Below are 12,242 nucleotides of genomic sequence, written 5' to 3'. Positions count from 1 at the left end.
ATGTTATCAAATAACGTTATTAAGATAATAACTTCTCTGGGTTCTAAAAAATATAGACAAAAATATAATTTGTTTGTCGTAGAAGGTGTTAAAAATATTGGGGAAGTTATAAAAAGTTCTATAAATATTAAAGAATTATTTATAATTGAAGACTTTTGGCCAGAAGCTACACACATCAAAAAGACTTTTATTGAAGAAAAAGATTTGAAAAAGATCAGTTTCTTAACTACTCCAAATGTAGGCTTAGCACTTTGTGAATTACCAAATTATGATGAAAATATCAAGTTGAATGGTTTAAGCATTGCCTTAGATGATATTCGCGATCCAGGTAATTTAGGTACAATAATCCGCTTGGCTGATTGGTTTGGTGTAGAAGATATTTTGTGTACCAAAGAATCTGTGGATATGTACAACCCAAAAGTTGTGATGTCTACAATGGGGTCTTTTACACGAGTGAAGGTTCATTATATCGATTTGGAGAAATACTTATCTGACTATAAAGGAAATATTTTTGGAACTTTTATGGAAGGAGAATCTATTTATGAACAAACACTTCCACAAGAAGGTATCTTGGTTATGGGGAACGAAGCGAATGGAATTTCTCCAGAAATCGAGAAGTTAACGACAAATAAACTAAGCATTCCGTTCTTTGGTAAAAATGGTTCTACCGAAAGTCTTAACGTTGCCGTTGCAACAAGTGTCATCTTAGGCGAATTTAAGTCTCAACTTTCTCACAAATCATAAAAAAAACTTAATGTTTATAAACGGGTAACTATTCCACAAATAAATATATACTTTAGTAGAAACAAACAATTAGATTAAGAAAAAACACATGAAATATGTAGCGGTTGTTCTTGCTTCTGCAATGCTGTTTATGGGAAGCTGTAGCAAGAAAAACGAACAAAAAGAAGAACTTAGAAAGAAGGATCCTAAAGCTTTGCGCTATGATTCGTTGGATTGGAAAGCAGATTTCAAGCCAATGAAGTACACACAAGCAGAACTTAATGATTACCGAAATAAACTAAACACCTATTATAAGAACTTTTGGATTGATGGAAAAGTAAGCGGAGGTTTATTGGTTGTGAAAAATGGGCAAGTACTTTTAGAGCAATATCAAGGAATGGCAGACGAAAGACATAAGCGTCCTATTACTGCCGAAACGCCTATTCACATTGCATCTATCTCGAAAGTTTTTACATCTATGGCGATACTTAAGCTTGTAGAAAAAGGTAAAATCAAATTAGATCAAAAAGTAAATACAATATTAGAAGGTTTTCCTTACGATGATATCACGGTTCGTAATTTGCTAAATCACCGCAGTGGTTTGCCAAATTATGCCAACGTTTTATGGAATAACAAGAAGGTAATGATGGATCGCGAGAAACCAATTTCTAATCAAGATGTGTTAGATATCTTTAGAGAATTTGACGTTAAACAAATTCGTCCCGCAGACAAAGGGTTTTATTACTCGAATACCAACTTCGCTTTCCTTGCTTTAGTAATCGAAAAGATTATGAAAATGCCTTATCCGAAAGCAATGAAATACATGGTTTTTGATCCTCTTGAGATGAATCATACCTTTGTTTTTGACTATGATCGCGATAAAGATACAGTAGCACGTTCCTACAAATACAATGGTTACGAGTGGGCTTGGGATGATTTTGACCGCACGTATGGAGACAAAAATATCTACTCAACGCCAAGAGATTTGTACAAGTTAGATGTTGCCATGTATTCAGACGATTTCTTACCGAAGAACATCAAGAAAGAAGCTTTCCAAGGATATAGTTACGAGCAAAAAGGTTTCAAGAATTATGGGCTTGGAATGCGCTTGTTAGAATATGACAATGGTAAAAAACTATTGTATCACAATGGTTGGTGGCACGGGAATAACACCGTTTTTGTACACGATGTTAACAATCAATTTACGGTAATTGCATTAGGAAACAAGCAGAATAAGAATATATATAGTGCATTCAAATTGGCTGGACTTACAGGAACTTATCCGCTAAAAGCACCAAATAAAGACTCGATGAGGTTGCATCAACAACCAATTGTACCAAAAACAACAGCAAAACTTTCGACCAAAGTTTCAAGATAATAGCAAGGCTTCCTTATATAAGGAAGCCTTTTTTATTTTTATGATATAATGTATTTTATTGATAATCAATAGTTTTATTTTGTTAGTTAAATATAAAGTGTTAAATTAGAGTTGATTAACAATTTAATTAAAACACTTATTTTCTATGGCTGTAAAATACAACGTTATTCAGAAGGCTTACCCAGGAGATCCTACGGGGCCTAAAAAGTTCTATGCAAATTCTATTGCAGATGGTGAAGTATCACTTCGAAATTTGAGTAAAGAAATTGCGCAAACCTCATCTATTAGTGAGAGTGATGTGTATGCAACATTGATTGATTTGGCTAAAATGTTATCGAAGCATTTGTCAGATGGAAAGATTGTTCGCTTAGGAGATTTTGGTTCTTTTCAAATAAGTATAAGTAGCGAAGGAGTGGATACTGCGAACAAAGTAAATTCTGCTTCTATAAAAAGTGCTAAAATACTTTTTAGACCTGGTCTCGATTTACGAGATACTTTAGCTACTTTAAAGTATGAGAAAAAGAAATAGTTAAGATAATTTTTCTAACTTCTAATTGAAGTAAATAAAAAACGTCAAGTGGTTTTCATTAAAATCACTTGACGTTTTGTTTAAAACCTCCTTAGGTTTTATATAAAAGGTAGGGAGGTTTTTATTTATATGTCAAGCTGAATTCATTTCAGCTTCGCATATTTTTTGTAAATACTTCTAAAGAAACTTTATATTATTAAGGATGTGTTTCTGAAACAAGTTCAGAATGACTCTGTATGTTTATTTAATAATCATCTTAAAAAATAAGTTTCTTACTGCTTAATATCCATAATATCTCGCAATACATTTCCAAAGATATTAAACCCAAGAACCAATAACATAATCGCTAATCCCGGTAGGATAGCCAAATGTTGTTTCCCTAAAATAATATGATTATAATGTTCTTTGATGATGTTTCCCCAAGACGGAGTAGGAGGTTGTGCGCCAATTCCAAGGAAACTAAGACCACTTTCTACTAAAATTGCCGAAGCAAAATTGGCAGCAGATATAACGATAATAGGAGCAATAACATTAGGTAATATTTGGTTAAAGATAATTCTTGTGTCCGAAAAACCTAAAGCTTTTGCTGCTTCTACAAATTCTTTTTCTCTGTACGATAGGAATTGTCCACGAACTACACGTGCAACTTCTACCCACATGGTTAGTCCAACTGCGATAAATATCTGCCAAAATCCTTTTCCAATAGCTAAGGTAATCGCAATAACCAATAGTAATGTTGGGATAGACCACACAACGTTTATCAACCACATTATTATGTTATCTGTTCGTCCCTTGTAATAACCTGCAAGAGCGCCCAAAGAGATTCCGACAACTAATGAAATGAAAACAGCGATAAACCCGATAAGAAAAGAAATTCTTGTCCCGATAATTAACCTTGAATAAAAGTCTCTTCCGTACGAATCTGTTCCAAGTAAATAGGTTTTTGTGTAGATAAAATCCTTCTCTATATCTTTCGTTTTGATGTTATGCTTTGTCCAAGTTGACAAATCTATCTTTACCGCTTCACCACTTAGTCCGTTCCCTATATATGGAACATAAGTAATGCTTTGTCCATCTCTTTTGTAAGATGTGATACTTATTTGTTCGGTATCGATCTCTTTCCCGAATATAAAATCAGAAAAATTCGTTTTTCCTGAATAATTAGGTAAAGGTATTTCGATTGTTTTTTGCTGATAACCTATAGGTGAATATGCAATGGTTAGGTCTTGTCTGTTTGCATTTTCCGTTTTGTCGGACGCAAAGACATAAGCAAAAATAGAAATGATTGCAGCTAATACTATTACACTAAAAGAAAGAACACCAAGGGTGTTCTTTCTTAATTTATTGAATACGATATGAGAAAATGAACCGTTTTCTTGTTCCATTATTTAATGTCTCTTAAAACGTTAACAGCTTCGTTTAAATAAAAGTCTTTTTGCATTCCTTTGAACCAATTGTTACGTTTAGCTTTTAGTACAGTATCTGTTTTTGTAGTTGCCAAATCGTTTTGATTCATTGTAAATTTGAAATTGTTTTTATACTTGTCTAAAGCTTCGAATTTCTTGATTTTATCTTCGCGTGTTTTACGGTACGTTTTGTAATCTTCTAAGTTCAAAGGAATCTCTTTTACATCTTCCATTGATTTGATGAACTTGAAACTTTCGTTCATTAAAGCTAAGTGAGCATTGTTTGCCAAACGAGTTTTACTGTTCGCTTTAATCTTCGCTAAATCGAAAGCAGAAGGCCATTTTGCAATAACCAATGGTTTGATTTGATCCCAATTCAAGGCTTCTGGACGAGAAGCTTCGCTGATATCTTCGTAAGTGAATTGATCAACTAATGCAATGTCCGACTGAACTCCTTTCAATTGTGTAGAACCTCCGTTTACTCGGTAGAATTTTTGTATTGTTAACTTAATAGCTCCTAACTCATCACTTCCCGACTGACGATCTAAAGGCAAGATTGTTTGTACAGTACCTTTACCAAAGGTTTGCGGTGAACCCACGATAACAGCGCGACCATAGTCTTGCATTGCTGCTGCAAAAATCTCTGACGCAGATGCAGAAAGCTCGTTAACCATTACTACTAAAGGCCCGTCGTATGCGATAGAATTATCTTTGTCTTCGTGAATTTTAAGCATTCCGTCCGAACGTCTCACCTGAACAATTGGTCCTTGATTGATGAACAATCCAGAGATTTTAACTACCTCTTCAAGAGAACCTCCTCCATTATTGCGAACATCGAAAACAAGACCTTTGATGTTTTCTTTCTTCAAGATTTCAATTTCTTTCTTGATATCATCTGAAGGATAACGTCCGCCTTCTTTTCCCATCGGCGTGTAGAACTCAGGTAAATAGATGATTCCGTATTTATCTCCTTTCTCGTCTGTAATAACAGATGAGCGAGCAAAGACTTCTTCCGATTCAATCACCTCACGAATCAAAGAGATTGTTTGTTGAGAACCGTCTTTTTTCTGAATAGTCAAGACAACTTCTGTTCCTTTCTTCCCTTTAATCAAGCGAATAGCATCGCTCAAAATCATTCCAACGATGTTTTTAGCTTCACCATTTTTCCCTTGTGCAACTTTAATGATCTTGTCGCCAACTTCTAATTTATTGCTCTTCCAAGCTGGTCCGCCTACAATTAATTCAGCAATTGTAGCGTAACCTCTTTTGTCTTGTATTTTTGCTCCAATTCCTTCCATTTGTCCAGACATTTCGAACTCGAAATCTTCTTTACTTGTTGGAGAAAAGTATGTTGTGTGCGGATCGTATTGTTCTGTGAACGAGTTCATGTAAATAGAAAAATAGTTCTCGCGTTTTGTCTGTTTTATACGACGGAAATAGTCAGAAATTAAGTCTTTAACTTCTTCACGTGCCATCTTTTCTACTTCTGTAAAAGGAGTGTCTTTTGTGATTTTCTTTTTCTCATCTGCCAAAGGATCTTTTACAGGTTTTATAGAAGAAGAGTTGTCTAAAGTATCTTTCTTTTGACCTTTTAATTCGTCTTGCATTGAAATGATTTCTAACATCACGTTATATTTCAAATATTTGCGCCACAAATCTTTTGCTTCGTTCTTGTCTTTCGCGAATTTTGATGTTTTATAATCGATGTTGAAATTCTCTTTTTGATTAAAATCAAAAGGTTTTGACAAGGCATCCATCGAATATTTTTCAGCTTCAGCAATACGTTTGTAGATTGTATCAACAGTTGAATTGTAGAAACCTAAGTTTTCTGATTTGTAATAATCATCTAAATTGTGATAATCTTTTTTGAATAGATCATAATCAGATTGCAATAAAAAACGTTTGCTTGGATCAATGTATTCTAAATATTTGTTGAAAACATTTTCCGAAAATTTATCATCTACAGTAGCAGGTTTGTAATGTAGGTAAGTTAGGGTGTTTCGTGTATTTTTTACGATTAACTTTTCTCTTTCTTCATCTGTGTCTAACATGGGTTTGCAAAAGCAAAAAGCAAGCAAACTCATTGATAAAAACGATAGTAATACATACGTTTTTTTAATTAACATATTGCGTTGGTATTATATAAATTAATAATTTAAGACTCCTTCAAATATAAAACAAAAAAGAAATTAGAAGGAAGTTTTTTACATTTGTAAAAATGATGAATAAAAGTAAGAATAAAATATGGAAAGACCGCTAATTTTAGTTACAAATGATGATGGAGTAACTGCGCCTGGAATAAGAGCGTTGATAGAGATTGCAAAAGGATTTGGAGAAGTTTATGTTGTTGCGCCAGATAGTCCGCAAAGTGGAATGGGGCATGCGGTGACAATAAACTCGACATTGTTTTGTGATGAAATAGAAGTTGATGAAGATGTAAAAGAGTACGCGTGTTCTGGAACGCCAGTGGATTGTGTGAAATTGGCTGTTTCGCAAATTTTGCCTCGTAAACCAGACTTGTGTATTTCGGGAATTAATCACGGATCAAATTCGTCGGTGAATGTGATTTATTCGGGAACAATGTCTGCTGCTGTAGAAGCTGGAATAGAAGGAATTCCTGCGATTGGTTTTTCGTTGTGTGATTTTGCTTATAATGCAGATTTTAAAGCTGGAGAAGAATTTATTAAAACAATTATTGATCAAGTTTTAAAACATAAATTACCAAAAGGTGTGGTGTTGAACGTGAACATTCCGAAGTTGAAAGAACATGAAATAAAAGGAATAAAAGTTTGTCGTCAAGCTGATGCTAAATGGGAAGAAAAATTTGATAAACGTGAAGATCCTCGTGGAAGAACGTATTATTGGATGAGTGGAGAGTTTAAAAATCTTGATAAAGGTGAAGATACAGACGAACGTGCTTTAGAGGAAGGTTATGTTTCGGTTGTGCCAGTTCGTTATGATTTGACAGCGCATCATTTTTTACCAGATTTAAGAAATTGGGATTTGTAGATAAGTTCTAAGTTCTAAGTTCTAAGTTCGCTAAAGTTAGATTTAGAATGACAGCAATAAGAAAAGGACTTCAATTGAAGTCCTTTTTTTTGTGTTATATTGAAATAATTATTTTACTAATTTTTTCTCAGCATCACGATAAAAATTTTCTTTTTGATCGTTTCCTAACGTTTTGTAAGCTTGAATTAAGTTACGAATAACTTGACGATTTTCTGGTTGAATTTCGTACATTTTTTCAAGATAAGGAGCTGCCTCTGTAAACAAAGCTTTACGTTTTGCTTCGTTTGCGTTGTAAACTTCTTTCTCTTTTTTAGATGTTCCTAAATTGTTGTTCATTGTTTCAACAATTTCTTTGTCTGGTTGCAAAATAGCTAAAACTAAATTGTTGTAAGACTCAAAATGTTTAGGGTTTAATTCAATCGCTTTTTTGAACAAGTTTTTAGATTCTCCAGCTTTAGAAGCGTCATCTAAATATAAAACACCTAAGTTGTAATAATTTTGCGCATCGTTTGGATTGATTTTAATCGCTTCTTCGATACGTTTTGTCATTTTATCAGCATTTCCAGAAACTTGGTAAATTCCAGTTGCGATATTGTTGATGTCAGCATCTTTTGGATATTTTGTAGTTGCTTCTTCTACGATTGCATCGTATTTTTTTGCATTATACAATCCATTAAGAGCTAAAACATACATATCACGGTTGTAATCTTTTGTTTGATTAGCTGATTTCCCAGTGAATCCTTTTGCTGCTAATTCTTTCAAAATCGTTAACGATTTGTCATAATCAGCTGCGTTGTAAAAACAGATTGCTGCTTGATATTTGTAGATATCTTCTTTTGTACCTAAAGCTTCAACTAAGTTGAAAACATTTAAGAATTTTGTTCCAGCTTCAGCAAATTGTTTTGCGTCCATTGCTTTGTTTGCAGCGTCTAATTCTTTGTTTGCTAAATTAGAAACTTCAGATTGCAACAAAAAACCATATTTTGGTTGTAAAGCAACTTCTTTTGCTTTTGCGTAATTACCACCAGCTGTAGCTTTATCTAAATCAGCTTGAGAATAGTAAAATTCGTCTTTTTTAGAGTCTTTATTTTTGACTTGCCAAACTTTACCATTTTCGTATTTAGATAATTTTGCTAAATCTTGACTTGCTTTTGTAACGTCGCCTTTTGCTAAGTTTTCTTTTGCTGATTTATTGTATTTTTCAGCTAAAACTGTAGGTTCTGTCGTTAATTCTTCTGTGTTAGTTTGAGCGAATGATGTTGACATTGCTAAAACTAATCCTAAACTAAATAATAATTTTTTCATTGATTATTCATTATTTGGATCCTCAGCAGGCGTTTCTTCTGCTTGAGTTTCGTTGTTTTCGTTTGTGTTTTCTACAACAATTGGATTTCCTTCTTCATCAAGTTCTACTTCGTCCTCCAACTCTTCTTCAACTTGTACTTTTGCAATTGCTGCAATTTCGTCGTTCTTTTTCAAGTTAATCAATCGAACACCTTGCGTTGCACGACCCATTACACGAATTTCATCTAAACCAGTTCTAATTGCAACTCCAGATTTATTAATAATCATTAAATCATCTTCGTCTGTAACAGCTTCAATCGCGATTAATTTTCCAGTTTTATCAGTAATATTAAGAGTTGTTACACCTTTACCGCCACGATTCGTTTCGCGATAATCTTCGATAGAAGAACGTTTTCCGTAACCTTGTTCAGAAACAACTAATACAGTTTCTTTTTCTACATCAGTCACAACAATCATCCCGATAACCTCATTATCTGGTTGATCTCCTAAATTGATACCACGAACTCCAGAAGCAGTACGACCCATTGGACGAACTTTTTCGTCTTCGAAACGAATAGCTTTACCATATTTAGAAGCGATCATGATTTGAGATTTACCATCTGTTAATAATGCTTCTAATAATGTATCGCCTTCACGAACTGTAATTGCGTTAATACCATTTACACGTGGACGAGAATAAGCTTCTAAAGATGTTTTCTTGATGATACCATTTTTAGTTACCATAATTACGTAATTATTATTTACGTATTCTTCGTTCATTAAATCGTGTGTAAGGATATATGCTTTTACTTTATCATCTGGTTCGATGTTGATCAAATTCTGAATTGCACGACCTTTTGATGTTTTAGAACCTTCTGGAATTTCGTATACACGCATCCAATAACATTTTCCTTTTTCTGTAAAGAATAACATGTATTGATGGTTAGATGCCGAAACCATATATTCTAAGAAGTCTTCGTCACGTGTTGTAGCAGCTCTATTACCAACTCCTCCACGAGATTGTTTGCGATATTCAGAAAGTGGCGTACGTTTAATGTAACCCATGTGAGAAATTGTTAAAACAACTTGTTCATCAGGAATTAAATCTTCGATATTTAAGTCTCCACCTGCGTAATCGATATCTGTACGACGTTCGTCACCATATTTTTTACGAACTTCTAATAACTCATCTTTGATAATTTGCATACGTAAATCTTCGTTTGCTAAAATATCTTTCAAATGATTAATCATTTTCATGATTTCTTCGTACTCTTCACGAATTTTATCAATCTCAAGACCAGTTAATGTACGTAAACGTAGATCTAAGATTGCACGTGCTTGAATTTCTGATAACTCGAAAGCTTCCATTAATCCTGTACGCGCTTCGTCTGGAGTTGCAGATTCGCGAATTATTTTAATTGCACGATCAAGGTCATCTTGTGTTCCGATTACTTTCATGTAACCTTCTAAGATATGAGCTCTTTCTTGTGCTTTTCTCAATTCGTATTCCGTACGACGAACAATCACTTCGTGACGGTGTTCTACGAAATGATAAATCATATCTTTCAAGTTCAATTGCTCTGGTCTACCTTTTACCAAGGCAATATTATTTACACTGAAAGATGATTGTAATTGAGTAAATTTATATAGTTTATTTAAAACAACGTTAGGAACCGCATCCATTTTAAGGACATAAACGATACGCATACCTTTACGGTCAGATTCGTCACGAATCTCAGAAATACCATCTAATTTACCATCTTTTACTAACTCAGCAGTTTTTGCAATCATGTCTGCTTTGTTAACTTGGTAAGGAATTTCTGTAGCAATAATACAATCGCGACCATGTACTTCTTCGAAATTAGTTTTTGCACGTAAAACAACACGTCCACGTCCAGTTTCGAAAGCTTGTTTTACACCATCGTAACCATAGATTGTACCTCCTGTTGGGAAGTCTGGTGCTTTGATGTATTGTGTTAATTCGTCAATTGTAATCTCACGATTGTCGATGTAAGCAATTGTTCCGTCAATAACTTCTGTTAAGTTATGTGGCGCCATATTTGTTGCCATACCAACCGCAATACCAGATGCTCCATTTACTAATAAGTTTGGAACACGAGTAGGTAATACAGTAGGTTCTTGGATAGTATCGTCAAAGTTTAGTTGAAAGTCAACTGTCTCTTTATCTAAATCAGCTAATAATTCGTCTGAAATTTTTTGAAGTCTTGCTTCAGTATAACGCATTGCAGCAGGTGGATCACCATCTACAGAACCGTAGTTACCTTGTCCGTCAACCAATAAGTAACGCAAAGACCAAGGTTGCGCCATACGTACCATTGTGTCGTAAACAGAACTGTCGCCGTGTGGGTGAAATTTACCTAAAACTTCCCCTACAATACGTGCCGACTTTTTGTAAGAACGATTAGAAAAAACACCTAATTCATACATTCCGAATAATACTCTACGGTGTACAGGTTTTAAACCATCACGCACATCCGGAAGCGCACGAGATACGATTACCGACATCGAATAATCGATGTAAGCGGATTTCATTTCATCCTCAATGTTAATTGGGATTAGTCTTTCTCCTTCAGTCATATTGTTTTGTTATATAAGGTGGCTAATATACGAAATTTAAGCTAAAAAAAGACTGATAAAAACAAGATATTTGATGTTTTATGAAAGTTTTAAGGAAACTTTTCTAATCCTTCTAAAAATAGCTTCGTTTGATCTTCGTAAATGATATTGTTGATAAGTTTTAATTGTTATTGTTTTAATTTTCTCTTGCTTAACAAAAAAATGTTTTTATATTTGCACTTCGAAAATTACAAAGTGTAGAACGGAACGCGGTTTACTATTAATTCAGCTTTTTTGTAATTTTCTATCAATTTGATTTTTGAATTAATAATAATAACTGTATATTTGCAACCCATTCGAGTAATGGATTAGAAACTTAGTAAAGATGAGTAAGAGAACATTTCAACCAAGTAACAGAAAAAAAAGAAACAAACACGGATTCCGTGAGCGTATGGCTTCTAAAAACGGGCGCAAAGTATTAGCTGCTCGTAGAAAGAAAGGAAGAAAAGCATTAACTGTTAGTGAAGTAAGAGCTAAAAGATAATCGCTACAATTCATAAAAAATAAGCTTGAAGGTCGTTCTTTCAAGCTTTTTTTTTACATTTGTTTTAAAGACTGTAGAAAGTATGGAAGCTAAAAATGTAATTGAGTTAAGTCAATCATCTATATATCAAAGAAATCATTTAGTATTATCTGACGTTAATTTTACTCTTAACGAAGGAGAATTTGTTTATCTAATCGGGAAAACAGGAAGTGGAAAAAGTAGTTTATTGAAAGTGCTTTATGGTGATTTGCCGCTTCAATCAGGACAAGGTTCTGTGGTTGGAATGGATTTAAAATCACTAAAAACAAGTAAAATTCCTGATCTTAGAAGACATTTAGGAATCGTTTTTCAAGATTTCCAATTGTTAACAGATCGTACGGTAGAGCAAAATTTGACGTTCGTGTTGAAAGCAACAGGATGGAAAGATAAGGCTACAATTGATAAACGTATTGATGAGGTTTTAGATTCGGTAGGGATGTTGTCTAAAAAGAAAATGATGCCGTTCCGTCTTTCTGGAGGTGAGCAACAGCGTGTTTCTATAGCTCGTGCATTGTTAAATCATCCTGAATTAATTTTAGCCGATGAGCCAACAGGAAATTTAGATCCAGAAACATCAAATGATATTATGGATTTGTTGCTGTCAGTATCGAAAGAAAATAATTGTGCAGTTTTGATGGCTACACACGATTACGAAATTATTCGTCGTTATCCTGCGCGTAAGGTACGTTGTGAAGACGGAAGATTATTTGAAGTTGCAGAAGCGATATCAGAATAAGATAAATTACACAATAT

General features: G+C 33.9%; 10 protein-coding genes. 6 read left to right on the top strand and 4 right to left on the bottom strand.

The genetic code is table 11. The features are described 5' to 3' along the window. From B4A23_RS08650 to B4A23_RS08640, 3 genes are all read left to right on the top strand, one after another. Positions 1–744 (top strand): TrmH family RNA methyltransferase, encoded by a 744-nt coding sequence (locus B4A23_RS08650; protein ID WP_291118973.1) that lies wholly within the window; start codon positions 1–3, stop codon positions 742–744. An 88-nt stretch (positions 745–832) separates the two neighbouring features. Continuing rightward, on the top strand, positions 833–2,101 hold the full coding sequence (locus tag B4A23_RS08645) for a serine hydrolase domain-containing protein (RefSeq protein ID WP_291118970.1): 1,269 nt from the start codon (positions 833–835) through the stop codon (positions 2,099–2,101). 145 nt (positions 2,102–2,246) lie between these two features. Continuing rightward, positions 2,247–2,630: an HU family DNA-binding protein gene (locus B4A23_RS08640; RefSeq protein WP_286474187.1), complete on the top strand. Its 384-nt coding sequence runs from the start codon at positions 2,247–2,249 to the stop codon at positions 2,628–2,630. 272 nt (positions 2,631–2,902) lie between these two features. On the opposite strand, the gene B4A23_RS08635 is transcribed toward B4A23_RS08640, so the two are convergent. Together B4A23_RS08635 and B4A23_RS08630 are read right to left on the bottom strand one after the other, a co-directional pair. Beyond that, on the bottom strand, positions 2,903–4,015 hold the full coding sequence (locus B4A23_RS08635; protein WP_291118965.1) for an ABC transporter permease: 1,113 nt from the start codon (positions 4,013–4,015) through the stop codon (positions 2,903–2,905). Beyond that, positions 4,015–6,087 carry a carboxy terminal-processing peptidase gene (locus tag B4A23_RS08630; protein ID WP_291118962.1) on the bottom strand — a complete coding sequence of 691 codons (2,073 nt, stop codon included), beginning with the start codon at positions 6,085–6,087 and terminating at the stop codon, positions 4,015–4,017. Before B4A23_RS08630 ends, B4A23_RS08635 begins: the two co-directional genes overlap by 1 nt. A gap of 193 nt (positions 6,088–6,280) precedes the next feature. Here B4A23_RS08630 and surE point away from each other — a divergent pair, with 193 nt between their 5' ends. Further along, a complete protein-coding gene (surE, locus tag B4A23_RS08625; RefSeq protein ID WP_038333074.1) occupies positions 6,281–7,045 on the top strand; it encodes a 5'/3'-nucleotidase SurE in 765 nt (254 codons plus the stop codon). Positions 7,046–7,153: 108 nt separating this feature from the next. Here surE and B4A23_RS08620 read toward each other — a convergent pair whose 3' ends face one another. Together B4A23_RS08620 and gyrA are read right to left on the bottom strand one after the other, a co-directional pair. Beyond that, entirely contained in the window at positions 7,154–8,350 is a 1,197-nt protein-coding gene (locus tag B4A23_RS08620) for a tetratricopeptide repeat protein (RefSeq protein WP_291118959.1), read from the bottom strand. Between the two features lie 3 nt (positions 8,351–8,353). Further along, positions 8,354–10,927, bottom strand: a complete 2,574-nt coding sequence (gyrA, locus tag B4A23_RS08615) for a DNA gyrase subunit A (protein WP_280045254.1) — start codon at positions 10,925–10,927, stop codon at positions 8,354–8,356. Positions 10,928–11,291: 364 nt separating this feature from the next. Between gyrA and rpmH the strand changes: the two genes are divergently transcribed. Both rpmH and B4A23_RS08605 read left to right on the top strand, forming a co-directional pair. Further along, the gene (gene rpmH / locus B4A23_RS08610; RefSeq protein WP_019974979.1) at positions 11,292–11,450 is read left to right on the top strand and encodes a 50S ribosomal protein L34; all 159 of its coding nucleotides are present in this window, start codon (positions 11,292–11,294) and stop codon (positions 11,448–11,450) included. Positions 11,451–11,532: 82 nt separating this feature from the next. Next, a complete protein-coding gene (locus B4A23_RS08605) occupies positions 11,533–12,225 on the top strand; it encodes a cell division ATP-binding protein FtsE (protein ID WP_038333079.1) in 693 nt (230 codons plus the stop codon). Positions 12,226–12,242 lie beyond the last annotated feature (17 nt).

This window comes from Empedobacter sp. UBA7248 (assembly GCF_002472945.1).
Lineage (GTDB): Bacteria > Bacteroidota > Bacteroidia > Flavobacteriales > Weeksellaceae > Empedobacter > Empedobacter falsenii_C.
The sequence above is the reverse complement of the archived record's forward strand: the minus strand, read 5'-3'. Positions and strand labels throughout refer to the sequence as shown.

What these genes read in the sequence shown, in the direction of transcription:
- B4A23_RS08605 (WP_038333079.1), top strand. Translation starts at nt 11,533, where the DNA reads ATGGAAGCTAAAAATGTAATTGAGTTAAGTCAATCATCTATATATCAA.
- B4A23_RS08650 (WP_291118973.1), top strand. Translation starts at nt 1, where the DNA reads ATGTTATCAAATAACGTTATTAAGATAATAACTTCTCTGGGTTCTAAA.
- surE (WP_038333074.1), top strand. Translation starts at nt 6,281, where the DNA reads ATGGAAAGACCGCTAATTTTAGTTACAAATGATGATGGAGTAACTGCG.
- rpmH (WP_019974979.1), top strand. Translation starts at nt 11,292, where the DNA reads ATGAGTAAGAGAACATTTCAACCAAGTAACAGAAAAAAAAGAAACAAA.
- gyrA (WP_280045254.1), bottom strand. Translation starts at nt 10,927, where the DNA reads ATGACTGAAGGAGAAAGACTAATCCCAATTAACATTGAGGATGAAATG.
- B4A23_RS08645 (WP_291118970.1), top strand. Translation starts at nt 833, where the DNA reads ATGAAATATGTAGCGGTTGTTCTTGCTTCTGCAATGCTGTTTATGGGA.
- B4A23_RS08630 (WP_291118962.1), bottom strand. Translation starts at nt 6,087, where the DNA reads ATGTTAGACACAGATGAAGAAAGAGAAAAGTTAATCGTAAAAAATACA.
- B4A23_RS08640 (WP_286474187.1), top strand. Translation starts at nt 2,247, where the DNA reads ATGGCTGTAAAATACAACGTTATTCAGAAGGCTTACCCAGGAGATCCT.
- B4A23_RS08620 (WP_291118959.1), bottom strand. Translation starts at nt 8,350, where the DNA reads ATGAAAAAATTATTATTTAGTTTAGGATTAGTTTTAGCAATGTCAACA.
- B4A23_RS08635 (WP_291118965.1), bottom strand. Translation starts at nt 4,015, where the DNA reads ATGGAACAAGAAAACGGTTCATTTTCTCATATCGTATTCAATAAATTA.